This window comes from Vibrio sp. Sgm 5, assembly GCF_026241575.1.
Classification (GTDB): Bacteria; Pseudomonadota; Gammaproteobacteria; order Enterobacterales; family Vibrionaceae; genus Vibrio; species Vibrio jasicida.
In genome coordinates this window covers 12595-39067 of record NZ_JAPHPY010000040.1, presented here as the reverse complement: position 1 = coordinate 39067, position 26473 = coordinate 12595, and the positions used below count along the sequence as shown (strand labels likewise).

The window sequence follows — 26473 nt, the reverse complement described above, 5'->3', positions numbered from 1 at the left end:
TTCAATCAATATCAAACGGTTTCTGTTAACTGCGTGCTAGGTAGTTTGCTTTACCAACCCATTTGTAGCTGGTGAGCTCTTCCAAACCCATTGGGCCACGTGCATGCAGTTTCTGAGTAGATACCGCCACTTCTGCCCCAAGACCAAACTGAGCACCGTCAGTAAAACGAGTTGAGGCATTCACGTAAACCGCAGCAGAACCAACAGAATTAATGAATAATTCCGAGTTAACCAAACTGTTGGTCATGATCGCATCTGAGTGGCTCGCGTTATGAACACGCATGTGGTCAATCGCCTCTTTTACGTCAGCAACCACTTTTACACCCAGCGTGTAACTTAGCCATTCAGTATCAAAGTCACCTTCCACTGCATCACGAATTTGTGTTGCTTGAGCCATCAGTACTTTTGCCTTTGGCTCTGTCACGAAGGTCACTTTATCGCTCATGCGCTCTACGATCATTGATAGGAATTGCGCCGCAACATCTTCATGTACGAGCAAAGTATCTAGCGAGTTACATGCTGAAGGGCGTTGAACTTTTGAATTCTCAACAACGTTCAACGATTTTTCTAGATCCGCTGACTCATCAACAAAAATATGGCTGATACCAAAACCACCGATGATCACTGGAATGGTGCTGTTCTCTTTACACATCTTGTGTAAGCCAGCGCCGCCACGTGGAATGATCATATCAACGTAATCGTCTAGCTTAAGGAGTAGAGAAACCAACTCACGATCTGGCTTTTCAATATATTGAACGGAAGCCGCTGGCAAGTTCGCTTTCGCTAGAGCCGATTGGATAACCTTTACCAATTCCATATTGGAAAAGAACGTCTCTTTACCACCACGTAGGATGCTTGCATTACCTGTTTTTAGACATAGAGCAGCAATATCGATAGTTACGTTTGGACGCGCTTCGTAAATCACACCAACCACACCCAGTGGTACACGACGACGGGACAGAGACATGCCATTTTCTAGCACTTTGCTGTCGATTTCGCTGCCTACAGGATCATTTAGGCTGATCACGTTACGAACGTCATTAGCGATACCAGTAAGGCGCTCTTCATTTAATAGCAGACGGTCTAGTAGTGCATCTGTTAGACCCGCTTCGCGACCTAATTCGATGTCTTTTGCGTTTGCAGCCAAAATAGTTGCCGCATTCGCTTCTAGCTCATCAGCGATGATCGCTAGTGCTTGGTTTTTTTGTGCGGTTGACGCTGTCGCCAATTCGAAAGCTGCATCTTTGGCAGCTTTACCCATATTCGTTAAATCCACTTTGCTTCCCTCAATATCTATTCTTGGATGACGACAAGATCATCGCGGTGAATCACTTCTGAGCCGTAATCATGACCCAAAATAGAGATGATATCTTTACTGTGTTTACCGGCAATGTTTGCTAGGTCTTCGCTTGAGTAGGCGCTGATACCACGTGCCACCAGCTTGCCTTGTGCGTTGGTCACGCGAGCCACTTCACCACGAGCAAAATCACCACTTACCTTAATCACGCCTTTTGCAAGTAGACTACTGCCCTTACCGACAACAGCGTTAACTGCACCATCATCAATAATGATATCACCGGATGCAGCAGGGCCCGCTAGGATCCAGCGCTTGCGGTTTTCTAGCGCTTCTTCACAAGGAAGGAAACGCGTCCCTTGTGGCTCTGAGCTCAATGAGTCAAAAATAACATTTGGTGCGCTGCCCGCAGCGATGATCACCTCAATGCCTGCACGGCGAGCGATGTCTGCCGCCTGAAGCTTGGTTGCCATGCCGCCAGTACCTAGCGTTGTGCCGCTACCACCCGCAATTTTGCGCAAAGTATCATCAATGGTTTTCACTTCTTTGATCAATTCGGCATTTGGATCTTTACGAGGGTCTGCGGTAAACAAACCTTTTTGGTCTGTTAGCAGCAGCAATTTGTCTGCACCACACAAAATCCCCACCAAAGCAGACAAATTGTCGTTATCGCCCACTTTGATCTCGTTCGTTGCTACCGCGTCATTTTCGTTCACGATAGGTATAATGTCGTTTGCAACCAGAGCATTGATGGTGTCACGCGCGTTAAGAAAACGCTCGCGATCATCCAAATCAGCACGAGTTAGCAACATCTGACCAATTTTGATGCCATAAATGCCAAACAGAGACTCCCATGTTTGAATCAGACGGCTTTGGCCCACTGCAGCAAGCAATTGTTTGCTCGCCATCTCGTTGGGCAATGCGGGGTATCCAAGATGCTCACGGCCTGCTGCAATTGCACCAGACGAAACCATTACGACTGAATGGCCTTGTTTTTTTAGTTCAGCACATTGACGAGCCAGCTCTACCATGTGAGCACGGTTTAACGCCAAAGTGCCGCCTGTCAGCACACTTGTACCCAGTTTCACAACGACGGTTTGTGGTTGTGAAATAACTGCATTCTGTTGATTCGTTGTCATGATGTCTTCTGAAATGAAAAACAAATAAAGAGTGGATGTTTTAGCAATCAAATGGGGATTTAACAAGCAGAAAAGGTGCGAAAACGCACCTTTTTGTCTTATAGAGGAAGAAAACAGCCAAATTAGGCGAAATCAAACGATTCTGTGTGATATTCCACTTCCAGTTTGAAATGCTCAGCCAGCGTATCTACTAGCTTCTGATGAAAGGTACTCTGAGTGAGGTAAACCTCTTCAGTCACCTTATTCGGTAATGGCTCTGAGGTCCAATCCCCTTCTTTGTTGTATTTACCAATATGGTATTTTGCAGTAAAGCCACCTTCGATGGACTCCAAGTCCATCCACCATCCCCAAAATTCACGTTTTTCTGGCGACTTTTTGTCGTCTACACAAACAGATAGACAGTCAAAATAGTAGTGGCCTTCTTGTGATTGTGGTTCGCGCAGGTAAGGACCTATCGCCTTTAACTTAGACATCAAGCGAAAGTGAGTCGGCCCTTGAGTCGTCTCTGACATAAGAATCTCCGTTTCCATAGTAAGGATATTTAGCTATCCAAGAATGATTATTATTTTTTATTATCATGAGCTTATTTTTTGCTCACATATATCACTCTTAACTAAATTAGGAGATTTGTCATCTTAATAATTCCTCCTCCAACCACTTTATGGCCAAATCGAGGGATTGCTCATAACCTTTTGTAATTGTTTTGGAACTGATTTTCTTTGCTTGACCATAGTGACTAAACAGCGCTACCAACTGGTTGTCACTGTGTGGGGAAACAGGATCCCCTTCCAAACTCAAAGCCAAAATAGGTACCTTGGTTTTACGACTGCTTAAGAACCCTTGTACTTTCAACGACCATGCCATCATCTGCCCAGCCATGCTATTGATGTCCACGGCGTTCTTACCTAAACGAGACGCCAGTAGATCTAGGTACATCTTCGGCATCTGCTGCAGCTTCTTCGGGGAGGTAAACAAATCATGTACAGGTGCACCGAGCGCCACACACGCTTTGATCTTCTCTTGTTCAACGAATGAAAGACGGATCATAGCATTGCCACCAAAGCGGAAACCAATCAATCCCACTTTGTAATGATCGACCCAAGGCAGTTTGTACAGCTCATTCAATACCGCTTGATGCAAACAACTAGAATCTTCCGTTAATGGCCAATGGGAGCTATGACCCACTGACGGCATGTCGATGGTCAACATTGCGATGTCTTTAGGCGCTAAATGATTGCGGAACAAACGCCACATGTCTGTTTGCAAGCTGTCCAAACCCGCACTCACCATCACAACGGGCAATTGCTTGTCCGTACGTGGCAAGTGTAAATTCGCGATGATCTTGCGCTTTTGATAAGGTACTTCGATCTGTTTGATCGTGTATTGCGTTTTCTCAGAGCCTTCGTTGTAAGCTTTATTGGCCAACACTTGAGCTTGAGTCGCAAGGTTATCGTTCTTCAAATGTGGGTAGCCCGCAATACTGAAACACAGCGAAGCGGAAAACAACTCATCCGCCGCATCTTCACCTTTCAATTCGGTTGAACGGCGTTGGTGTTCCATCCCAAGCTTTATCCACTCAAACGTCCAGTTACCGCCGTGATAACCCATCACTGTATCTAACCACTTATCTTCCGTACGCGAATGTTTCGACGACGCAATTTTAGACAGTGTACTTTCCATCTCGATTGGAGATAAACCCTGCCAAGTCCACTGCAAACGTCTTAAGTGTCGATACCACGCACGATCATCTTGCCCTTCTCGCTCATCAAGAATTGTTTGGCTGGTAGGCATGTATTGAGTAAGTGCAGAGGTTTCTTTCGCCTGCTTGTGCTTAACAAACAAGGTTTCTGAGAGGTTTTTACTGACGTCTTCTGACATAGGAAGAACTCTAAGCTATTGGCAATTGCTGTAATAATAATAAAAAAAATGCCTCTATAAAGGGGCATTTCTCAATATTCTTGGTGCAAACTTATTTTTGCTTACGATTTACTGGCTCAGCAAACTGGATAGACATATCCCAAGGTTGCTCGATCCAAGTGTCTTGAGCGATGTCTACTACGTAATCGTCTAGTAGCTCAACACCTGCAGGCTTAGCACATACTGCGATAAGCTTCGCTTTCGGGTACATTTCACGTAACTTGCGTGCTGTGTCACCGCTATCTACTAGGTCTTCAACGATTAGGAAACCTTCGCCGTCACCTTCTGGTGCTTTAACTACTGTCATATCACGCTGGTGATCGTGGTCGTAGCTAGAGATACAAATAGTATCAACGTGACGAATACCCAGTTCACGCGCTAGGATTGCACCAGGAACTAGGCCACCACGGCTTACCGCCCAAATACCTTTCCATTGCTCAGCTGGCATTTGTTTCTCAGCCAGTTCACGGCAGTAAGACTGCATCGCATCCCAAGTGATAATGAATTTTTTACTCATTGTAATAACCTAATAATTTCAAAATATGCATCCCCTCTGTCTAGCTGATGGCGCTGAAATGGACTCATCTCGCTAAACTTTCCACACCAGAGGAAATGGGGGTTTCAAGCTACGCAAACGATTATTCTACCGAAACACATCGTTAATACCAACGCTGATATCAAAATTCTCTGCCTATTACGCAGAAAAATCGTATTCGGTGAACAATACAAAATGGAGAAGTGGATGAATTACTTTAAAAATTATCCACAAACAAAAAGCCAGTGTGAATCGAGTTCGCACTGGCTTTTTTCAATCGTTGGAATTAACCGACCATGTATTTCACAATGAAGATAGCAGACATCACCCACACACTCATCGATACTTCACGGCCTTTACCACTGAACAGTTTAATAGCAGCGTAAGCGATGAAACCTAGCGTGATACCTTCTGCAATCGAGAAAGTAAGAGGCATTACCAAACAAGTAACCACAACTGGCGCAGCTTCTGTGAGGTCACGCCAGTCGATGCCAACAAGACCAGAAAGCATTAGGATCGCTACATAGAATAGCGCACCAGATGTTGCGTAAGCTGGAATCATACCTGCTAGTGGCGAGAACAACAGAGCCAGAAGGAACAGTACGCCAACAACCACAGCCGTTAGACCAGTACGGCCACCAGCTGCTACACCAGAAACACTCTCAATGTATGACGTCGTGTTAGATGTACCTAATAGAGCACCTACAGATGTTGCTGTTGAGTCAGCAAGTAGCGCTTTGTTTAGACGTGGAATGTTGCCGTTTTCGTCAGTTAGACCTGCTTTCTGTGAAACGCCAACTAGCGTGCCCGCAGTGTCGAACAAGTCAACGAATAGGAAAGCAAATACGACCGAGATCATGCCAACTTCGAACAGACCAGAGAAGTCTAGCTGCATGAAGGTTGGTGCGATGCTTGGTGGTGTCGACATGATGCCGCCCCATTGAACGTCACCAAAGATAAGACCAAGAATTGTCACACCCAAAATGGCGATCATAACCGCACCTTTCACACCACGGTGAACCAGCGCGATAGTCATAAAGAAGCCGATAGCCGCAAGTACAGATGGTAGCGAAGTGATGTTACCCATTGAAACTAGCGTTGCTGGATTATCTACTACGATGCCGGCATTTTTCAGTGCGATGAACGCAAGGAACAGACCGATACCTGCAGAGATACCTGTACGAAGAGAAAGTGGAATTGAGTTAATGATCCACTCACGGATCTTGAACACACTCAACACAATAAATAGTAGACCCGACACAAATACTGCTGCTAGCGCGACTTGCCACGTATAACCCATACCCAACACAACAGAGTAGGTAAAGAACGCGTTTAGGCCCATACCTGGAGCCTGAGCGATTGGGTAGTTTGCTACTAAGCCCATGATGAAACAGCCAATAGCCGCAGCAAGACACGTCGCAACGAACACAGCACCACGATCCATACCAGTATCTGCAAGGATTGCTGGGTTTACGAAGATAATGTAAGCCATGGTTAAGAAGGTAGTAACACCTGCGATGATCTCAGTGCGCACATTGGTGCCATTTTCACTAAGTTTGAATAGCCTTTCGAGCATGATCGAATCCTGTAAAGGGTAAAAAGTAAACGGTTGCGTAATCGATTGGCTCGAATTATAAAGTTATCAAATAACAAATTCCAGATAGAATTTTCACTCTAATGCGATTTTTTTCTTTGGATATGAAACCGATTCGCTAGCGTTTCAAACGCGATTAAAATTTAAAGCTTAATAAACAATAACTAACAATTAAGGCATTCAAGTAAGACAACGAGTGCAAACTGAACAATGTATTAAACTTTCAAACAGAAACATGGAGTTTTGAGCGTAAAACACTCACGAATTTGGTTAGCAAATGAAATAAGTTGGGGAAGCAAACCTAGAATAGGTGCTTAGCGGTGAGAAATCAGTCAACGTTCAGGATCGAGAGATAAAAAAACGCCACTCAATTTGAGTGGCGGTGAATCATGTCAGCACTATGCACTGAAAAAAAATTCCAATTTATAGGGGTGAACAAATTTGTTCGAGTCACACGCGTTGGCTTCAATTAGTAACCAAAGCTTGTTGGGTATACAAAGTTACCGGTGTAAACAGATTTGCTGTTCCAGAACATTGCACTTGGTAAACCTTTCATAAATATCACCTTCTAAATCAATTAATACTGTTAATTTGGTTGATTTCTCGGTTCCTTGGAGGCGACAAACGGACTCATCCTTTGAGCATTTCATTCTTCTCTCAGAAGCTGGTTACAAATATACCACCAAGAAATTTAATTACAAGCATTTTAGTGACAGAAATCACAAAACATTAATAAATTGATCTTCATTAAGAATTAACTGTAATTAAATTACACTTTAGTAAATTAAAAAATAACCAATCTTATAATTGATACTAATTGAGTTGCATTCGTGTATTTCTGTGTGTCCATAAACTGTGACAGTTCAAGGGCAAATCCTTTTATCCACATCTACTAGTAGCGCCCTTCTGGTGGTATGCTGAAAACAATTCAAAGCCGAAACCGGATTAGCATTTACTGCTAAACACTTATTAAATTTACGGTTTATATTTGGCAAAGCACATCAAAAGGAGTCCTCCGTGTCTGAATTCCATTCTGAAATCAGTACCTTATCACCTGCTCCACTTTGGCAGTTTTTCGATAAGATTTGTTCAATCCCTCACCCTTCTAAACATGAAGAGGCACTAGCTCAGTACATTGTGACTTGGGCAACAGAGCAGGGATTTGACGTACGCCGCGATCCAACTGGCAACGTATTTATCAAAAAGCCAGCAACACCGGGTATGGAAAACAAGAAAGGCGTGGTTCTTCAAGCGCACATCGACATGGTGCCGCAAAAGAACGAAGATACTGATCACGACTTCACTAAAGATCCTATCCAACCATACATCGATGGTGAATGGGTAACAGCGAAAGGAACAACACTAGGTGCTGACAACGGCATTGGTATGGCTTCTTGTCTTGCAGTTCTCGCTTCTACTGAAATCAAACACGGCCCAATTGAAGTTCTGCTAACGATTGATGAAGAAGCTGGCATGACTGGCGCATTCGGTCTTGAAGCGGGTTGGTTAGAAGGTGACATTCTTCTAAACACAGACTCAGAACAAGAAGGCGAAGTATACATGGGTTGTGCGGGCGGTATCGACGGTGCAATGACTTTCGATATCACGCGTGATGCAATCCCTGCAGGCTTTGTAACTCGTCAGCTTACACTGAAAGGTCTGAAAGGTGGTCACTCTGGTTGTGACATCCACACTGGTCGCGGTAACGCAAACAAACTTGTAGGTCGTTTCCTAGCGGGTCACGCACAAGAATTAGATCTTCGTCTTGTAGAGTTCCGTGGTGGTAGCCTACGTAACGCTATCCCTCGTGAAGCCTTCATTACCGTTGCTCTACCAGCAGAAAATCAAGATAAACTAGCAGACCTGTTCAACTTCTACACTGAGTTACTAAAAACTGAGCTTGGCAAGATTGAAACAGATATCGTCACTTTTAACGAAGAAGTTGTAACGGATGCACAAGTGTTTGCCGTTGCAGACCAACAACGTTTCATCGCTGCATTGAATGCTTGTCCAAACGGCGTAATGCGCATGAGTGATGAAGTTGAAGGCGTGGTTGAAACGTCTCTTAACGTTGGCGTTATCACAACAGAAGAGAATAAAGTCACCGTACTTTGTCTAATTCGTTCGCTGATCGATTCAGGTCGTAGCCAAGTTGAAGGCATGCTTCAATCAGTAGCAGAGCTAGCTGGCGCGCAAATCGCGTTCTCTGGCGCTTACCCAGGTTGGAAACCAGATGCAGACTCAGAAATCATGGCAATTTTCCGTGATATGTACGAAGGCATCTACGGTCACAAACCAAACATCATGGTTATTCACGCAGGTCTTGAGTGTGGTCTATTCAAGGAACCTTACCCGAACATGGACATGGTTTCTTTCGGCCCAACCATCAAATTCCCTCACTCTCCAGATGAGAAAGTGAAGATTGATACCGTTCAATTGTTCTGGGATCAAATGGTTGCACTTCTAGAAGCTATTCCAGAAAAAGCGTAATCTTAACCAGATACGACAAATACGAAAAAGGGTGCCGAGGCACCCTTTTTTTATTGCGAGTTTGCTATTAAAAGCACTTCGCAAATTATGCACGAGTTTGCGCGTATGCCGCTAGCTCATCCATAGAAGTCTTAGCAACCACTTCACCATCGATGTAGTAAGTCACAAAGTCACCTTCACGAACACCCATTAGCGTCGCTTTCTCACCGTTGTTGTAAGTGATATCCATTTGAACTGTGTTCTCGTCAAGCTGTTGCATTTGACCTTGTTCGATAACACGGTTGTTCGTTAGAGGACCAACAGGTGCAGTGGTTAGAGATTTATCTAACTGGTGGTTTACGTCGATGTAAGTATCCATCTTCTTGTCAAAGATGTGTGGCTTACCGTTTAGCGGGTTTTTACCAGTCCAAAACTCTAGTGAGTTGAACACGATGTAGTCAGCCGCAATAGCAACACCGTAAACTGGCGCCATTAGCATGTTTAGACCACCACGAGCGTAACGGTTATCAACAGCTTTCAAGTTGAAGCCCATAACGTAACCCGTTACAGCGTTGCTGCCTACACAGCCAGAAAGAGAAACTGCTACAGCAGTTAGTGCGCCAATTTTAGCGATCGCCTTTTTCATCAAAACCTCTAGTTAGATAGTATTAGGTCAAAAATTCGGCGGGGATAGTAGCGGATAAAAACCTTAGGTAAAAGACAGTTTTTCTCGAAAAAAATATTAGTATTAAATTTAACACAGTCTTATTTTTGTGATGAATATAACAATTTAAAACACAGCGTACAGCTACTCAATTAACACAAGAATTTCCCAAATGTACTTACACAAGCCATACACTTGGTGAATTTTTAATCTTTTCAATAAAAATTATTGTTCGTGACATTAAGAAGAATGATTAGTGTGATTTTGAACCAGTTGTTACATTGTTGCTAACGTATTCGATAGAGATGGTTTATGGCCAGAAGTAAAAAAAGCAAGGTGTTTGAGCTACTAGGACACCAAGTTCAACCAGGACAACGATTAGAAACCGAATTTGAAGCGGCGCAGCTTTACACACACTCTCCTCTTTCTATCCCTGTGGAAATTATCCACGGTAAACAAGAAGGTCCGGTGTTAATGGTAAACGCAGCAATCCATGGTGACGAGCTGAATGGCGTAGAAATCGTTCGTCAGATGATCAACCAACTGGACCCTGCAAAACTAAAAGGTACTGTGATTGCCGTGCCTATCGTTAACGTGTTTGGCTTCATCCATAAATCTCGCTACCTGCCAGACCGTCGCGATCTAAACCGTTGCTTCCCAGGCAGTGAAAAAGGCGCGTTGGCTTCTCGTATGGCACATGGGTTCTTCAACAACATTGCTAAGCGTTGTGACTATATTCTGGATCTTCACACGGGTGCGATTCACCGAACGAACCTACCTCAGATCCGCGCTAACTTGAGCAACCCAGAAACACTGCGCATCGCAAAAGCATTTGCAACCCCAGTGATCGTAGACTCTGCTCTACGTGATGGCTCTCTACGTAGTGAAGCAGAGAAGTGCGACATTCCTGTACTGACTTATGAAGCAGGTGAAGCGCTACGCTTTGATCCATTGTCGATCAGTGCTGGTGTACTAGGTGTGCAACGTGTGATGCAGGCTATCGGCATGCTACGTGCGAGCCGCAAAAAGCTACCAGAGCCAATCATTGCCAAATCCACCAGCTGGGTTCGCGCATCGGGCAACGGTATCCTACGTACGGTTGTGAACTTAGGTGATAAAGTAGAAGAAGGCGAGACTCTCGCTTACATCAGCTCGCCTTTAGGTCATGACGAGCTAGAGCTGTTAGCACCAAAAGGCGGTATCGTAATTGGCCAGCAAACACTGCCACTGGTTAATGAAGGTGATGCTATTTTCCATATTGCCTACTTTAAGCAAGACGATGATGTGGTTGAGCAAACAGTAGAAAGCTACATTGAAGAGCTGACTGAGTTTGATGTCGACCAAGTAACAACGGGGCAAATCCCGCTAGAAACGCAACAATAATTGCGAACTAGTATAGAAAGCTAACTTCCAAGCCCAGACTCCTTGTCTGGGCTTTCTTTTGTCGTTCAAATAGACACACTCACTAACTAACAGACCAAAAACCAAACAATAATCCAATTTACCGTCTAATCGTGGGTATAAAAGTTTACAGGAAAACCAAAAACCATTATTGATAACTAATCTCATTATCATTTATTAATCTTTTCAGCATTCATATAATCCCCGCCTCTCAAATTACGATAACAAATGAATATGAAACGATTATCGACCCATCGCTTAAAAGTAAGCCTTGTCTCGCTCGCAATGCTCAACTCAATTTCTCTCCATGCAACAGAAAGCGTCGACGAAGAACTCGAAGTCATTGGTGTCCGCTATACCAAACCGATTACCGTCGCAGAACCCGCTGAAACCATCATTGATTGGACCCAAATCGAAGAACAACAATACTCTAACTTCGCTGAAATGATTGATGCTGTGCCGGGGGCAACGCTCGACGGCGGAGCGCGTTCTGGTGGGGAACGCATTAATATTCGCGGTTTCGATAACCCTAGCGACATCGCCGTGTTTGTTGATGGGGCTCCAATTGGTTTCCAGCAATACCGCTACGGCACCTTCTTCTTTGACCCATTCTTAATTGGTGAAGCGGAGATCATCAAAGGCGCACATGACTACCGCGCTCTAAACGGTAAGTTTGGTGGGTCTATCCGAATCAAAACCAAAAGCGTTGACGACCTGCTTGGAGGGGATCGCAACTTCGGCGTTCGTGCGTCAACGGGTTATAACAACAATGGCGAAGAGAACTCATACACCCTCTCCCTTTATGGCAAAAATGACGCTGGCTTTTACTTCCTCGCAAATGGTTCAGTAAAAGACTCCGACGACATTAAAGTGGGTGGCGGTAAAACACTAGATTACTCAGGTTACGAACAAGAAAACATGCTCGTCAAAGTTGGGTACGAAAATGATGACCATGAATTTGAAATCAGTCACACACGATACAAAGATGAAGGCCGTAAACCATGGGCTAACCGTCGTGGTCAAATGCCAACCATTTCGGATTACAACATCAAAAAATATGGCTCGTTAGAAAAAGCACAATACGCTTACACGGTCTACAACGAATACAAAGACAATACGACGACAATCTCCTACCATTACATGCCGACTAGCCCGTACATTGATTTCAACATAAAAATGGCGCGTTCTGAAAACGACCGTCATTGGGTTCGTCCAGATATTGCCTTTGAAAAAATGTTCGTTTCCGTTGGCAGTTATGGTCATGAATCTTGGCTAAGCTACGAACGTGATTACATTGATGTATTCAACCAAGCGCAAATTGGTGACCATGCACTGGTTACGGGTCTTCAGTATCAAAAAACGGATCGTGATTCGTTAGTTTTCAATGCTTCTTACGATAATAAAGAGTCGAAAAACTACGGTTGGTATACCCCGTACTATGAACCATCGGGCACTCAGTCTATTTACGCGGCCTACATTGCTGACCACTATCAGGCAACCGACCGCCTGACGATTACTCCTTCTCTGCGTTATGAGTACATCACCAGCGAAGGAAAAGGTAATGCGGCGCCAGATTACAATGACCCAGCAGCCGGCCATGACTACAGTGAAACAAGCCACAAAGGCTTTAGTCCACGTTTGGATATCGATTTTGACGCGACCAACAATACTCGTTTGAACTTCTCTTATGCCTACGCCTTAAAAGCTCCAACCGTCGATAACATTTACTCTGTGCAATATGCTCGAGCAACAGCCACAGCTACGGCACGCGATCTCGATGTTTCTCGTATTCATGCTTATCAAGCCAGTGTGATTAATTTGGCCAAAGGATTGGTTAGCGAGCGCGACAACCTCGCAACAGAACTGACATTGTTCTATAACGATGTGAGTGACACTGTTGATATCCGAACCGGTGAAAACTTAGATAAAGACAGCGGTGATATTCAAAGTTGGAGCACAAACCTAGACGGCTTCAAAAACTACGGCTTCGAGTTGATTTCACAATACCGTATTAACGATTTCTATAGTGATTTCTCAGCGAGTTACATTCGCGGGAAAAATAAAGGTAGCTTATCGGATTCAACCGGCTCGGATGATGACTACCCGGGCGTCCCACCCTTGAATATTAATCTCGGTTTGGGCTACGAATGGCTTCCGGGACTGCGCTCTGGTTGGGAAGTTCGTTGGTACGATGCTCAAACCAAAACAGACGCGGCTGGTGATAACTTAAAAGTGAAATCACCAAGTGAGCAATACACGTTGCAAAATGCTTATGTCACTTGGGAAGTTCAGCAAGTGAAAGGGTTAAGTGTTGGAGCGGTCGTGAATAACTTAACAGACCGTTATTACGAAGCTTACCTATCTAATGGCGTGCCTTCTCCCGACCGAGAAGTGAAGGTCCAACTAACTTATCAATACTAATCAGGCTTTGTCTGATTACGAACCGAACCAAATTCGGAGCATACGTACTTGCTCCGAATTTTTCTTTTTATTCACCGTCACTTTTCACAGTATATCTAATGAAGAAGATTCAAATTACTTTTTTACTAACAAGAACGTTAATCACAATTGGCCTCGCCTTCCTCACTGCTCCAAGCTACTCACAAGAGAATATCTCTCAGTATTTAATGGATCAGAGTAAGACACTACCAGTAGAGGATCATTACGCTGCCAACATTTCAGATAACTTAAATCTAGACGCTCAGCCTGAAGCTTTGACTTGGGGAGAAAATGGGAAGTCAGGTCACTGTAACAACGCAAAAGGTGAGATTACCGAGGCAAGAGACTATGACTACGGTGAAGCTACCGATTTGTCAGATGGATTACGCCACATTGATTTGCAGCCAGTTCACACACCTAAAAAACTGCGCAAAGACCATACGTACAATACCGCTTCATCAGGAAGTTCAATGACATTCTCTGTTTCCTCTGACTGCTTATAACGACACAAATAAAAATGCCCCGAGATTAACTCGGGGCATTTTCAAATTCATTGTCGATGGTAGTCAATCACCATCAAACACACTGCGATTACTCTTCGTCAGTGTCTACGTCTGCTTCACGAGCTTGACGAGCTTCTTCTTTGCGAACTTTTGCCGCTAGTTGCTCTGCTTCACGCTCTTGACGTTGTACTGCTTTGCGCTCGTTACGAACTACTTGGTTTTGTACAAAACCTGCAAGTTCCTGCTCAGCCCAAGCTTGTGCTTTCTCTTCGCTGTCAAAACCAGTTTCACGTTTTGATACCACTACTTTACGAGAAGTCACCTGACGAGTGATCTCTGCGCTCCAACCGTTACGTTTTTCAGTTACGCGGATAGCAAATTTTGGATTTTTAGCCATTTATTTCATTTCCTAAGGGATTAATCAGGGATTCGGTCAACTTGATAACTCCATCTAAGCTGAGCTGTTTAACACCATCCCTTGGTAAGCGCGGTATTAGAGCATAAAAGTTACCGAAACGCTGCAAGTTTTTTAAGGGAGACGGGAGACGATTTCATTTGGAATACTTAGGAACAAATACTGTCAACACCTATTGAGTCCATGCATTGACCTCTAGTATTCCAGTACACACATCTCAATTCCTACAGCGAAGCCTTCCCGACTCTCGAAGCGCAGCGTCCTGTGTTCTCGATTCTTAAATAAAGAAAGCGCCGGTCTCTCAACCAGCGCTTATCGATTTTCGTTAACGTTGACGAACGACGTCGTGATTAACCGATGTTCTTGCGTGCGTTTTGGAACATACGCATCCAAGCACCGTTCTCACCCCAACCTTCTGGAGACCATGAGTTCGCAACTGTACGGAATACACGCTCTGGGTGCGGCATCATGATAGTTACGCGGCCATCTTGAGTCGTTAGACCCGTGATTGCATTTGGCGAACCATTCGGGTTGTTCGGGTATTGCTGAGTCGAATTACCGTGGTTATCCACGTAACGAACTGCAACCGTGCCTGACGCTTCAATCGCGGCTAGGTGGTCAGCATCACGCACTTCTACGCGGCCTTCACCATGAGAAACTGCGATTGGCATGCGAGAGCCTGCCATGCCATCGAAGAATACAGAATCAGATTTCTGTACTTCCACTAGGCTAAAGCGAGCCTCAAAACGCTCAGATTCGTTACGAACGAAGCGTGGCCATAGGTCTGCACCTGGGATTAGCTCTTTCAGGTTCGATAGCATCTGACAGCCGTTACATACACCTAGAGAGAAGGTATCTTCACGCTGGAAGAAGCCTTCAAACTGGTTGCGAGCTTGCTCGTTGAACAGGATAGACTTAGCCCAACCTTCACCCGCACCAAGTACGTCACCGTAAGAGAAGCCACCACAAGCGACTAGGCCCTGGTACTCTTCTAGAACCGCTTGACCGGTTAGGATGTCGCTCATGTGAATATCGGTTGCTTCAAAGCCTGCACGGTCAAAGGCTGCTGCCATCTCAACGTGAGAGTTAACGCCCTGCTCACGTAGGATTGCCATCTTAGGCTTAGCGCCCTTATTTATCATAGAACCGGCAATGTAAGGTGCTGCAATGTCTTCATTTACATCGAAGCTTAGCTTAACGTTTAGGCCAGGATCTGAGTTGTCTTTCTTCGCTTCATGCTCTTGGTCAGCACATGCTGGGTTATCACGTAGACCTTGCATCTTATGCGTAGTCTCCGCCCAGATAGTACGTAGTTCAGTACGATTACGCTCTAGAACTACCGTGTCACCAGAAGTAATCACTAGCTCATCAGATGCTTCTACTGAGCCGATTACATGAGAACATGCCTCAAGACCGTTTGCTGATAGCGTTGAAAGTACCGCGTCTAAATCTTCGTTCTTAACCTGAAGTACTGCACCTAGCTCTTCGTTAAATAGTGCTGCTAGTACGTCTTCACCTAGGTCAGCAATATCTGCTTTCACACCACAGTGACCTGCGAATGCCATTTCAGCAAGAGTCACGAATAGACCGCCATCACCTTTATCGTGGTAAGCCACTACTTGGTCATTCGCGACTAGGGCTTGAACGCCTTCGTAGAAGCCTTTCAGTTGTACTGCGTTGTCTACGTCTGCTGGCTTATCACCAAGCTGCTTATAAACCTGTGCAAGCGCTGTTGCGCCTAGACGGTTTTGACCATTACCTAGGTCGATAAGTACAAGGCTAGAAACACCTTTGTCAGTACGAAGCTGAGGAGTAATCGTCTTACGAACATCTTCAACACGTGCAAACGCAGTAATAACAAGAGATAACGGAGACGTTACTTCTTTCTGCTCGCCGTTCTCTTCCCACTTGGTCTTCATCGACATTGAGTCTTTACCAACTGGGATAGTTAGACCAAGCGCTGGACATAGCTCTTCACCAACTGCTTTCACTGCTTCGTAAAGACCTGCGTCTTCACCCGGGTGACCTGCTGGAGACATCCAGTTTGCAGACAGTTTAATGTGTTTGATATCACCGATGTTTGTCGCTGCGATGTTTGTGATTGCTTCACCAACCGCTAGACGAGCCGACGCACCAAAGTCTAGTAGAGCAACTGGTGTACGCTCACCCATCGACATCGCTTCACCGTGGTAAGTGTCGTAACTTGCTGCTGTTACTGCGCAGTTAGCAACAGGAACCTGCCACGGGCCAACCATTTGGTCACGCGCTACAAGACCAGTCACCGTGCGATCACCGATCGTGATTAGGAATGTTTTTTCTGCAACCGTAGGTAGACGTAGAACGCGATCCACGGCTTCATTTAGCTCGATACCGTCACGGTTAACCGCTGGGTTATTCGCTTTAAGCGTTTTCGCATCACGGTGCATCTTAGGCGTCTTACCAAGAAGTACATCCATTGGCATGTCGATTGGCGTGTTGTCGAAATGCGAATCTTCAAGTTTCAGTTCACGCTCTTCCGTTGCTACACCTACTACGGCGTATGGTGCGCGCTCACGCTTACAGATTGCGTCGAATACTTCCATATTCTCTGGCGCAACTGCCATTACGTAACGCTCTTGAGATTCGTTACACCAGATCTCAAGTGGGCTCATGCCCGGCTCGTCGTTTGGTACGTCACGCAGTTGGAATATACCACCGCGTTCGCCATCGTCTACAAGCTCTGGAAGTGCGTTAGAGATACCGCCCGCGCCCACATCGTGGATAAATGCGATTGGGTTAGCATCACCAAGCTGCCAACAACGGTCGATCACTTCCTGACAGCGACGCTCCATTTCTGGGTTTTCACGCTGTACCGATGCAAAATCTAGGTCTTCTGCTGATTGACCAGATGCCATAGAAGAAGCAGCTCCACCGCCAAGACCGATGTTCATTGCTGGACCACCAAGTACGATTAGGCTTGCACCGACTGGGATCTCTTTCTTCTGAACGTGCTCGTCACGGATGTTACCCATACCACCAGCAATCATGATTGGCTTGTGGTAACCACGAACCTCTTCACCTGCGTGCGAGTTCACTTTTTCTTCGTAAGTACGGAAGTAACCCAGTAGGTTTGGACGACCAAATTCGTTGTTAAACGCCGCGCCACCCAATGGACCTTCTAGCATGATGTCTAGAGCGTTAACGATACGACCTGGTTTACCGAAATCTGTTTCCCATGGCTGTTCAAAACCAGGAATACGTAGGTTAGATGTTGTGAAACCAACTAGACCTGCTTTTGGCTTACCACCGATACCAGTCGCGCCTTCATCACGGATTTCACCACCAGAACCAGTAGAAGCACCCGGCCAAGGAGAGATAGCAGTTGGGTGGTTGTGCGTTTCCACCTTCATTAGGATGTGCGCTTTCTCTTGGCTGTAACCGTACTGGCGAGTTTCCGGGTTCGGGAAGAAGCGACCTACATCTGAACCCACCATAACTGCTGCGTTATCTTTGTATGCAGACAGAACGTTTTCTGGTGTGGTTTCAAACGTGTTTTTGATCATCTTGAACAGAGACTTCTCTTGCTTAACGCCATCGATAGTCCAGTCTGCGTTGAAGATCTTGTGACGACAGTGCTCTGAGTTCGCTTGTGCAAACATCATTAGCTCAATGTCAGTCGGGTTGCGTTCTAGCTTATTTACGAACGCATCGTAAAGGTATTCGATTTCATCATCTGCAAGTGCAAGACCTAGGGTAACGTTTGCGTTTTCAAGCGCAGCACGACCGCCTTTTAATAGGTCAACGTCTGCTACAGGAGCAGGTTCTGCCGCTTGGAATAACGCATTTGCTGCATCGAAATCAGTAAATGTCACTTCCATCATGCGATCATGGATGAGTGCTTTTACATCAGCAATTTGAGCATCGTTAAGAGGAGTCGATGTCTCTACGTAGTATGCAGTGCCGCGCTCAAGACGTTTTACTTTGTCTAGACCACAGTTGATAGCGATATCAGTAGATTTAGAAGACCAAGGCGAAATAGTGCCCGGACGAGGCGTAACAAGAAGTAGAAGACCTTCTGGCTCATGCTCTTCGATCGTAGGACCGTAAGTCAGCAATTTTTCCAGTTTTTCCAACTCTTGAGCATCAAGGTCAGACTTTAGATCCGCAAAGTGCATGAACTCTGCGTAAATGCCAGTGACAGGCAGATCTTGTTCACGACAAAGTTCCAGTAGTTTATTAACACGAAACTCAGAAAGAGCTGGGGAGCCACGCAAAATTCTCATGTGCTTAGGTCTCTTATTGCAAGTGATTAAGGTGATATTGGAATAAATTCAGTGGGTTATACTGTTTTCTTCGAAGCTATTCCCGAAGGTTTTTCAAACCTATGCCGATGCCACCTCTTCGTTGCGAGCGCATTATATAGCAATTGTTTTTGTGATGTAACACCAAAAGCAACCGTTTGCGTCATTTTTTTCGTCAAATTTGATTTATACCCAAGTGACTTCAAGATTCAGGGTTCAGAGCAGTGTCACTGATTCAAGTTCAAGGAAAGCAACGCCGTGTAATAGCAAGCTCTTTCCAAGTTGTTTGACGATGAAATTGTTTCAGTGACACGCTCCCAAAGGGCGAGTTGCCTTGGCTCGAATGCATCGTTACCAATTATCAATTTAGAATCACTAGATTTTCAAATTGTTGCTTCGCTTTCAAACCAAGTCATTCTCGCTGAACCAAGTATCTCGAGGTTACTTGGGTATCCTTAAATGTCGATAAATCACACAATGTCGCACTCTATCTGCCTGATTCACTTTGCCCAACCAGCTCGCTTTGATATAAAGGCAACTAGAAATTTATCGAGACGTACCGAATTAATGCAAATAAGTCAGTTCAACCGACTCAAGCGCAGCGCCCTACTTTTCGCGTCTGTGCTTTTACTTTCTGCTTGCCAGATTGAATCGGAGCCAAAAAGTGAATTCGAGCAAATCCAAGAGCGTGGTGTCCTACGTGTTGGCACGCTAAACAACCAACTCTCCTACTACATCGGACCTGATGGCCCGGCAGGTTTGGATTACGAACTGGCACGAAAATTTGCTGAGCAATTAGGTGTGAAGCTGGAGATTCGACCAGCGTTTCGCCAAGCAGATCTCTTCCCTGCATTAAAGAAAGGCGACATCGATATTATTGCGACAGGTTTAAACCAAACTTCTGAAGCTGTACAACGTTTTCGTCCTGGACCCGCTTACTATTACGTCAGCCAACAAGTGGTTTATAAAAAAGGTCAGCTTCGTCCTCGCGACATTAATCAGCTGATCAATTATCAAGCTAAAAAAGACAGTAATGCGGAAGAAGGTTCAAATGCTGGGGCAGAAACTCTTCAGATAGTTGAACAATCTCAGTTTGTTCCAACCTTAACGGCGCTACAGAAACAATACCCAGACTTCCAATTTGAGATTGTTGGTGATGCGGATACGCGAGATCTACTCAAGCATGTCTCTACAGGTGAGTTACGTTTTACGGTAACCGATTCAGTAGAACTGTCTTTGGCACAGCGCCTGTACCCGGATCTTGCTTTAGCCTTTGAATTGACAGAAGACCAACCCGTCTCTTGGTTTACTCGTCGCTCTGAAGATGAAAGCTTCTACGCAATGTTGATCGAGTTCTTCGGCAACATTAAACAATCTGGCGAACTGGCGACTTTAGAAGAGAAGTACATTGGACATATCGAAGCCTTCGATTATGTCGATACTCGTGCTTTTATACGCGCACTGGACAATACCTTGCCTAAATGGGCACCGCTGTTCCAAAAATACAGTGAAGAGTTTGATTGGCGCTTGATTGCTGCATTGGCTTATCAAGAGTCTCATTGGAAACCAAAAGCGAAGTCGCCGACTGGCGTTCGTGGCATGATGATGCTCACGCTCCCTACCGCAAAAAGTGTTGGTGTAACAGATCGTCTTGATCCGGAACAATCCGTACGCGGTGGCGTGGAATACCTACGTCGTATAGTCGCACGTGTTCCAGATTCAATTAATGAACATGAAAAGATTTGGTTTGCCTTAGCATCATACAACGTGGGTTATGGTCATATGATGGACGCACGACGCCTAACTAAAGCACAAGGCGGCGATCCAAACGCGTGGGCAGATGTTAAAGAGCGTCTACCCTTGCTGCGCCAGAAGCGCTTCTACAGCCAAACACGTTATGGTTATGCTCGTGGTGATGAAGCACGCAACTATGTTGAGAACATTCGTCGCTACTATCAATCCATCATTGGGCATGTCAGCCAAAAGCCTGCGATTGACGAAGACACAGAAGATCTGCAAGTCATTCCACCACTCTCTCCAGATCTGTTAACGTCTGGAGCGGTGGAAACCTTAGCTGAGCAAGTTTCGGGAGCGGTCGAGACAACACCAAGTACTGAGGCCAGCCCAACTCAAAATGCAGAGCAAACGCCGAATCCAAAAGAAGAATAAACCTTTCGAAAATAGCGAGCTAACAGCTCGCTATTTTTTTATTGAGTCGACAACAGAAACTCACTAGAATCCCGTCTTTCGAGCTCATTTATCTAGCCAGTTTTTTCGTGGAATACCGAGTAACGGAAGAGAAACAGTGAGCTCAATTGGTCACCCTCTCCTTGATATGATGTCACCATCATCCATGAGTATGCATCATAAGAATGACATCTATTGATCATGAATCGGATACTTTGCTATGCGAGTGTCGGAGAGTGTGTTCGTTGTCTGCAAGAGGTTCTGATAATGAGAAAACGCAGAGTGCAGTCAAAACGTTTGAATAAAACAGTGGCTGCTAACCGCCGTAAGCGCACGCTTACAACCATGAAAAGAAAAGTCAGTGCACGTAATCGTGTTTTCGTTCACTTAGTGAATCACTGAAAACTTGAAGCAAACATCTACTGCACGGTAGGTGTTTGCTAAAAACAACCATCAAACTCCCTGTTATTCGTCTTTTGTTCCCTGTTCATTGTCCAACGCTTTTTGCGCCTGCTTCTTCGCTTTAATTTCTTTACGACGACGTTTAAAGAACGCCTGTAACTGACCTCTGCACTCCTCTTCCAGCAAACCGCTTTCTACTGTCGCATAATGATACGCGGCTTGGCTCTCAAACAAATTCAGAACGGTCCCTGCAGCGCCAGCTTTAAGGTCTGGTGCTCCATATACCACGCGCTTTACTCGACTGTGTAGTAACGCACCTGCGCACATAGGGCACGGCTCTAAGGTCACATAGAGCGTAGTATCAAGTAAACGGTAGTTCTCGAACACCTCACCCGCTTTACGCAAGGTTTGGATCTCAGCATGAGCGGTCGCATCGTGCGAACAAATAGAGCGGTTCCAACCTTCAGCAACCACTTCACCATCTTTCACAAGCACTGCCCCAACAGGCACTTCCCCATCCGCTTCAGCTTGCTCTGCAAGCTCTATCGCACGGCGCATAAATAGTTCGTCTTGAGGGGAGAATTGTGAGTCTGACAAAAGAGGCTCCAGTTTTGGGATCGGTCATTATGGAAAGTGGATTTTAACCTTCAAAGAGAGGAAGTGGAAGCGGGATGCGGGATGCGGGATGCGGGATGCGGGATGCGGGATGCGGGATGCGGGATGCGGGATGCGGGATGCGGGATGCGGCTTATTTTGTTTTTCTAGGAGCAAATTTTGTCAACGCTGTTTAAACTGAGTTTCTCTCATCAACCTTCCGGCACACCTCTCGATTTCAAAAGCGAAGCTTTCTATAGGACAAAGTTCATTCTTCGATTCCCGAAACCAAAAAAAGCGCCAGTCTCTCGACCAGCGCTTTCGAATTACCAATACCTAAATAGTTGGTGTTGTAGCTAGGCAACAAGCAAGTTCAGCCCTATGAGCATAGAGGCTCTATGTGATTAGGGTGAACTTGCGCAGTTAACAACGCTACAGCGCCAAATATGACGGTATTTACATTGTGTATGTGTATGGCGCTTGGATACCTAGAGGAATACCTAGCATCCAGTAAGCAACTAGGAAGATAGACCAGCCGATTAGCATCGCAATCGAGAATGGCATCATTAGAGAAGCTAGCGTACCGATACCTGTCGACTTCACGTAACGTTGACAGTAAACCACTACTAGAGGGAAGAATACCATCAGAGGTGAAATGATGTTCGATACAGAGTCACCTACACGGTAAGCCGCTTGAGATAGCTCAGGCGAGATACCCACAGCCATTAGCATAGGCACTAGGATAGGACCGATAAGAGCCCATTTCGCTGATGCAGAACCGATTAGAAGGTTTACAGAAGCCGTTAAAAGAATCATACCGATGATAGTTGCTTCACCTGGTAGGTTCATCGCTTTCAGGCCTTCCGCACCGTATAGCGCTAGCATCGTACCGATGTTTGATTGCGCGAATGCAGATAGGAACTGCGCACAGAAGAACGACATTACAATGTATGCGCCCATCGTAGACATAGTATCCGCCATCGCTTTGATGATGTCGTTACTTGTCTTGAACGTGCCAGAAACGCGACCGTAAACGTAACCCGGAATGATAAACAGGATGAAGATCAGTGGAACGATAGACTTCATGATTGGCGCAGAGAACGCTGTGATTTCACCTTCAGGTGAACGCAGTGCAGAGTTTTCTGGGATAAGTGCCACAACAAGAAGTGCGATACCTGCCATCATAGCCCAACCAGCGTAACGGAACGCTTTTGATTCAGTTTCAGTGAAAGAACCAAGATCTGGTGCTTTTTCTGCATCTTCATCAACAGGCGTGTTCGCTAGGCGAGGTTCGATGATTTTCTCAGTTACGTACCAACCAATAGCAACGATGATTACTGAAGATAGACCAGTAAAGAAGATGTTCGCTAGCGGGTTAACCACGTACTCAGGGTCAAGAACCTGTGCCGCTGTTTGAGTAAAGCCAGCTAGTAGAGGATCGATACCTGAAGGGATGAAGTTTGCAGAGAAACCACCTGATACACCAGCAAACGCAGCTGCGATACCCGCTAGAGGGTGACGACCTGCTGCGTGGAAGATGATACCACCAAGAGGAATAACTAGAACGTAGCCCGCATCCGCCGCAGTGTGCGATACGATTGCCACAAGAATTAGCATTGGAGTAAGAAGTTTTGCTGGCGTGAAGTTCAGCATCTTCTTAAGACCAGTGGTGATGAAGCCAGACGAATCGGCAACACCCACACCTAGCATCGCAACAAGTACGATACCCAGTGGAGCAAAGCCAGTGAACGTTGTCACCATGTTAGCAAGGAAACTTGCTAGTGCTTCACCCGTAAGAAGGTTAGTAATAGTAAGAGCTTCGCCAGTTCGAGGGTTTAGAAGGTCGAAAGAAACATTCGACAAAAGTGCAGACGCAGCCCAAGTAATGATTAGTGCCCAGAAGAACAGAATCGCTGGATCAGGAATTTTATTACCCGCTCTTTCGATAAAGTTCAGAAAGCGATCCATCCCGCTCGGCTTCGGTGACGGTGCTTTATTTACAGCTTGGTTACTCATGGTAACTCCATATGAATGATGTTGGTGCCATGGCCTATTTGAGTAATTATAACGGCCTATTTTCAACCGAGCATTCTATTAAATAGTGATTAAGAAAGCACAAGGTTCTATGTTTTTTTCCATATTTGGAGACATATTTTGCAAAAACGACATATCAATTAAACATAAAAAAAACAGTAGCACACCATTCGCATTAACAGTTATAAAACCACCTATTAACTACCAAAAACAGCAATAAAAAGCACAAATGTTAACGACAAAGGTAATGACGAGAAAAATACAAAATCGTTAGTTTTCGAATTCACTGTACTGCGAAATCATTGTTTTCAACTCAAGGGATTGCGTCTCCCCCATGCGGTCTTGCCAGCTGGAGGTCACAATGATGGTCTTCAATGATCCAGAGACTGTCGCCGCCGGAACTTCCCATTCCACGGTATAGACTCCCGTAGCAGAAGATCCTGTTGCAATCGAAGCAAAGGAAGCGGTAGAGATGGTAGAGATGGTAGAAAGCGCATCAGAAGCCCCGCGAGTCCTAAACCATTCGAGCTGATTTTCAGCTAAACGCAGCGCTTCAATACTGTGGATAGCATATTCTGATTTACGCTCCATGTAGATTTGCAACTTTGTTAGACCAAGCGCTCCGATTCCCAATAGCAGAAAAGAAATCAGCACTTCGATTAAGCTAAAACCTTGTTGTTTAGAGATCATTCCAAGAGCCTTTTTTCCAACGGAAGTTAATAATCGGATCAACTACCTCATCGATGTTATCTCGGTTGTATGCAAAATTTAGAGAGTTAACAAAATAAGCACTATAACCAGGGCTATCTAACACTTGTCCACCCGAAAAACTAAAGGAACCGCGTTGGAGGTAAACGACTTTATCTAAAGCAAGCGTGGGAAAGTTAGCCGCATCTCCAAAGTGATCTTTGGCCTCGAATAAATCCCAATGTGTATCTAACCCTGTAAGTGAGTTGGTTGTGAGTTGATAAAGCATACCGGGGAAAGTCATAGAGCCATGTACAGCGAAGATACCATCTTGAACCAAGAGTAATATTGGAGCTTCTCCTGTTGCATCAAAGGCTTCGTTGAGATAATCAATGCCACCTTTGATTGGTACCCCATCAGAATCATTCTCATAACCTCCAGAGCTATTCTTTTTCGAGGAAGTAAACTCACAGGACCCAGTCACCCAAATATGAGTTTTACCTGCTGAAATTTGCTCCCCAACTTTCTTTCCACAATCGGTAACAATTTGATTGGTTGAATCATCGTAATCAATCGCAGTAAAACCCCAGTCAGATTTCACAGAATCCCAATTACTACGCTGCTCTCTAAAAATGTCGAAAAATGGCTCTAGATCTGCATCTTGAATAAAGTCCTCACCATAGCCAGAGTCAGAAGCAGTGACACTTTTATGCTCAGATTTACAATCTATGTTGTTGTGAACAAAATCTGCATAAGGCGCTGAGCCATGGATAACCCCTTGATTAGTCGCCCCAGCTCGAGAATGGAAAGCATTTTTATAGCGAATAGCCACACATTCCCACCCACTACCGACTAACTCTCCAGGATCTGGTGTCGAAAAAGCAGAGCTGCCATTCACATATAAATCAGTGCTACTTTTTAGTGCTCCAGAAGCTCTTCCACGAGATAGAACTAGTTGCTTTTCAATGGTTCGACTAGAACTCGCAACGGGCTGACTTAGCACCTTATTGTCGGGTTCTAAAGTTAGTTGATGCAGGTCTAACGGTGTTTCACATCGGTTTGAAATTAGTGACGTTGCAGAAGAAACATCACCTGTACTTTGAACTAAAGAATAGAAACACTCTAATCCCCCCTCAGCTAACCAATGTTCTTGTCGAGCTTCAATTTGGTTGTTTGCTCGCTTAATTTGATAAAAAAGGGATTTATAGCTTCCTAGTGACATCACCAGCGCTGCAACAAGCAACACACTGACGACCAATAACGCGGCGGCACCTTGCTGTTTTCTCATTACTGCCAATTCCTTTGCTTCACTGTAAACGACTGCTCTGTTCGAATATCAGTCGCATCTTTTAACTCTGTCCCTAACGTAACCGTTACCATTGCAGTCTCGGCGTCGGTATTTTTTACCGTAGCCGCGGCCAACGTAAATTGATTCACATGAATCGCTTTCTTATCAAAAAGCGTGTTACATGATCCCGTTCCAGATAGAGCGATGACATCAGCTACACTCCAGATCGTTGTTTGTTTTTTTTCACATACAAACAGAGATTCTGGTGTATCGACGCGTTGTTCATATACAACGTTTTTATACAAAGCCGTCGCTCCGGAAACCCCGATATTGTAGGCGTAAGCAATCAACCCCATACCCGGAGCATCAAGGGTGTAGATAGTATTACTGGCTCCTGAAATCTTCACGGAGTTACCATCAATACCATCGAACCCAGCGCGTTGAATGTCGTTCCTCAACATCTGTAAAACGCTGGCTGTATTTTGCAATAGCATCAGTTCCTTGGAGCGCTCCATTGCAGCCTTTTGACCGCTGATATACAGCGAACCAACAATAGCGAGAGAAATGAGCCCCAAAGAGGACGCAATCATAAACTCAACGAGGCTCGCCCCTTTTTGCTTTAACATATCAA

General features: G+C 45.1%; 19 protein-coding genes. 5 read left to right on the top strand and 14 right to left on the bottom strand.

The genetic code is table 11. The features are described from left to right. Positions 1-25 precede the first annotated feature (25 nt). The 6 genes from OQJ86_RS19375 to OQJ86_RS19350 all read right to left on the bottom strand — a co-directional run bounded on the left by OQJ86_RS19375 (position 26) and on the right by OQJ86_RS19350 (position 6461). The gene (locus tag OQJ86_RS19375) at positions 26-1276 is read right to left on the bottom strand and encodes a glutamate-5-semialdehyde dehydrogenase (protein ID WP_265989322.1); all 1251 of its coding nucleotides are present in this window, start codon (positions 1274-1276) and stop codon (positions 26-28) included. Positions 1277-1293: 17 nt separating this feature from the next. Next, positions 1294-2433, bottom strand: coding sequence for a glutamate 5-kinase (gene proB / locus OQJ86_RS19370; RefSeq protein WP_039975400.1), 1140 nt, complete (start codon positions 2431-2433; stop codon positions 1294-1296). 122 nt (positions 2434-2555) lie between these two features. Further along, complete coding sequence (gene crl, locus OQJ86_RS19365) at positions 2556-2945, bottom strand: sigma factor-binding protein Crl (RefSeq protein ID WP_038865441.1); 390 nt, start codon at positions 2943-2945, stop codon at positions 2556-2558. A 118-nt stretch (positions 2946-3063) separates the two neighbouring features. Beyond that, on the bottom strand, positions 3064-4311 hold the full coding sequence (gene frsA / locus OQJ86_RS19360) for an esterase FrsA (protein WP_042602617.1): 1248 nt from the start codon (positions 4309-4311) through the stop codon (positions 3064-3066). 91 nt (positions 4312-4402) lie between these two features. After that, a complete protein-coding gene (gene tet(34), locus OQJ86_RS19355; RefSeq protein ID WP_005440202.1) occupies positions 4403-4867 on the bottom strand; it encodes an oxytetracycline resistance phosphoribosyltransferase domain-containing protein Tet(34) in 465 nt (154 codons plus the stop codon). A gap of 304 nt (positions 4868-5171) precedes the next feature. Continuing rightward, a complete protein-coding gene (locus tag OQJ86_RS19350; RefSeq protein WP_038865443.1) occupies positions 5172-6461 on the bottom strand; it encodes an NCS2 family permease in 1290 nt (429 codons plus the stop codon). Between the two features lie 1035 nt (positions 6462-7496). On the opposite strand from OQJ86_RS19350, the gene OQJ86_RS19345 reads away from it, so the two are divergent. After that, positions 7497-8969, top strand: coding sequence for an aminoacyl-histidine dipeptidase (locus OQJ86_RS19345; protein WP_265989315.1), 1473 nt, complete (start codon positions 7497-7499; stop codon positions 8967-8969). 85 nt (positions 8970-9054) lie between these two features. Here OQJ86_RS19345 and OQJ86_RS19340 read toward each other — a convergent pair whose 3' ends face one another. Next, a complete protein-coding gene (locus OQJ86_RS19340; RefSeq protein ID WP_038865446.1) occupies positions 9055-9594 on the bottom strand; it encodes a DUF3332 domain-containing protein in 540 nt (179 codons plus the stop codon). A 330-nt stretch (positions 9595-9924) separates the two neighbouring features. Between OQJ86_RS19340 and OQJ86_RS19335 the strand changes: the two genes are divergently transcribed. The 3 genes from OQJ86_RS19335 to OQJ86_RS19325 all read left to right on the top strand — a co-directional run bounded on the left by OQJ86_RS19335 (position 9925) and on the right by OQJ86_RS19325 (position 13955). Beyond that, positions 9925-10995 carry a succinylglutamate desuccinylase/aspartoacylase family protein gene (locus tag OQJ86_RS19335; RefSeq protein ID WP_038865448.1) on the top strand — a complete coding sequence of 357 codons (1071 nt, stop codon included), beginning with the start codon at positions 9925-9927 and terminating at the stop codon, positions 10993-10995. Between the two features lie 252 nt (positions 10996-11247). Continuing rightward, the gene (locus tag OQJ86_RS19330) at positions 11248-13434 is read left to right on the top strand and encodes a TonB-dependent receptor domain-containing protein (protein ID WP_323054546.1); all 2187 of its coding nucleotides are present in this window, start codon (positions 11248-11250) and stop codon (positions 13432-13434) included. Between the two features lie 98 nt (positions 13435-13532). Further along, the gene (locus tag OQJ86_RS19325) at positions 13533-13955 is read left to right on the top strand and encodes a hypothetical protein (RefSeq protein ID WP_265989309.1); all 423 of its coding nucleotides are present in this window, start codon (positions 13533-13535) and stop codon (positions 13953-13955) included. An 88-nt stretch (positions 13956-14043) separates the two neighbouring features. Here the strand turns inward: OQJ86_RS19325 and OQJ86_RS19320 are convergent, their stop codons facing one another. Both OQJ86_RS19320 and purL read right to left on the bottom strand, forming a co-directional pair. Next, positions 14044-14352, bottom strand: coding sequence for a DUF3622 domain-containing protein (locus tag OQJ86_RS19320; RefSeq protein WP_038865460.1), 309 nt, complete (start codon positions 14350-14352; stop codon positions 14044-14046). A 368-nt stretch (positions 14353-14720) separates the two neighbouring features. Then, a complete protein-coding gene (gene purL, locus OQJ86_RS19315) occupies positions 14721-18632 on the bottom strand; it encodes a phosphoribosylformylglycinamidine synthase (protein ID WP_265989305.1) in 3912 nt (1303 codons plus the stop codon). 585 nt (positions 18633-19217) lie between these two features. Between purL and mltF the strand changes: the two genes are divergently transcribed. Continuing rightward, a complete protein-coding gene (gene mltF / locus OQJ86_RS19310; protein ID WP_039975395.1) occupies positions 19218-20819 on the top strand; it encodes a membrane-bound lytic murein transglycosylase MltF in 1602 nt (533 codons plus the stop codon). 483 nt (positions 20820-21302) lie between these two features. Here mltF and tadA read toward each other — a convergent pair whose 3' ends face one another. The 5 genes from tadA to OQJ86_RS19285 form a co-directional block, all read right to left on the bottom strand. Then, a complete protein-coding gene (gene tadA, locus OQJ86_RS19305; RefSeq protein ID WP_265989302.1) occupies positions 21303-21836 on the bottom strand; it encodes a tRNA adenosine(34) deaminase TadA in 534 nt (177 codons plus the stop codon). A 453-nt stretch (positions 21837-22289) separates the two neighbouring features. After that, positions 22290-23849, bottom strand: coding sequence for an AbgT family transporter (locus OQJ86_RS19300; protein WP_005440222.1), 1560 nt, complete (start codon positions 23847-23849; stop codon positions 22290-22292). Between the two features lie 288 nt (positions 23850-24137). Next, positions 24138-24557: a type IV pilus modification PilV family protein gene (locus tag OQJ86_RS19295; RefSeq protein WP_265989299.1), complete on the bottom strand. Its 420-nt coding sequence runs from the start codon at positions 24555-24557 to the stop codon at positions 24138-24140. Further along, entirely contained in the window at positions 24547-25842 is a 1296-nt protein-coding gene (locus tag OQJ86_RS19290; protein WP_265989297.1) for a hypothetical protein, read from the bottom strand. The genes OQJ86_RS19295 and OQJ86_RS19290 overlap by 11 nt, the downstream gene beginning before the upstream one ends. Beyond that, a complete protein-coding gene (locus OQJ86_RS19285) occupies positions 25842-26468 on the bottom strand; it encodes a PilW family protein (RefSeq protein ID WP_039975391.1) in 627 nt (208 codons plus the stop codon). The genes OQJ86_RS19290 and OQJ86_RS19285 overlap by 1 nt, the downstream gene beginning before the upstream one ends. Positions 26469-26473: the final 5 nt, after the last annotated feature.

Coding starts and splice junctions, on each gene's coding strand:
- OQJ86_RS19285 (WP_039975391.1), bottom strand. CDS start 26,468: ATGTTAAAGCAAAAAGGGGCGAGCCTCGTTGAGTTTATGATTGCGTCC.
- OQJ86_RS19325 (WP_265989309.1), top strand. CDS start 13,533: ATGAAGAAGATTCAAATTACTTTTTTACTAACAAGAACGTTAATCACA.
- OQJ86_RS19300 (WP_005440222.1), bottom strand. CDS start 23,849: ATGAGTAACCAAGCTGTAAATAAAGCACCGTCACCGAAGCCGAGCGGG.
- mltF (WP_039975395.1), top strand. CDS start 19,218: ATGCAAATAAGTCAGTTCAACCGACTCAAGCGCAGCGCCCTACTTTTC.
- OQJ86_RS19340 (WP_038865446.1), bottom strand. CDS start 9,594: ATGAAAAAGGCGATCGCTAAAATTGGCGCACTAACTGCTGTAGCAGTT.
- OQJ86_RS19295 (WP_265989299.1), bottom strand. CDS start 24,557: ATGATCTCTAAACAACAAGGTTTTAGCTTAATCGAAGTGCTGATTTCT.
- proB (WP_039975400.1), bottom strand. CDS start 2,433: ATGACAACGAATCAACAGAATGCAGTTATTTCACAACCACAAACCGTC.
- crl (WP_038865441.1), bottom strand. CDS start 2,945: ATGTCAGAGACGACTCAAGGGCCGACTCACTTTCGCTTGATGTCTAAG.
- OQJ86_RS19350 (WP_038865443.1), bottom strand. CDS start 6,461: ATGCTCGAAAGGCTATTCAAACTTAGTGAAAATGGCACCAATGTGCGC.
- OQJ86_RS19290 (WP_265989297.1), bottom strand. CDS start 25,842: ATGAGAAAACAGCAAGGTGCCGCCGCGTTATTGGTCGTCAGTGTGTTG.
- frsA (WP_042602617.1), bottom strand. CDS start 4,311: ATGTCAGAAGACGTCAGTAAAAACCTCTCAGAAACCTTGTTTGTTAAG.
- OQJ86_RS19335 (WP_038865448.1), top strand. CDS start 9,925: ATGGCCAGAAGTAAAAAAAGCAAGGTGTTTGAGCTACTAGGACACCAA.
- OQJ86_RS19330 (WP_323054546.1), top strand. CDS start 11,248: ATGAAACGATTATCGACCCATCGCTTAAAAGTAAGCCTTGTCTCGCTC.
- OQJ86_RS19320 (WP_038865460.1), bottom strand. CDS start 14,352: ATGGCTAAAAATCCAAAATTTGCTATCCGCGTAACTGAAAAACGTAAC.
- purL (WP_265989305.1), bottom strand. CDS start 18,632: ATGAGAATTTTGCGTGGCTCCCCAGCTCTTTCTGAGTTTCGTGTTAAT.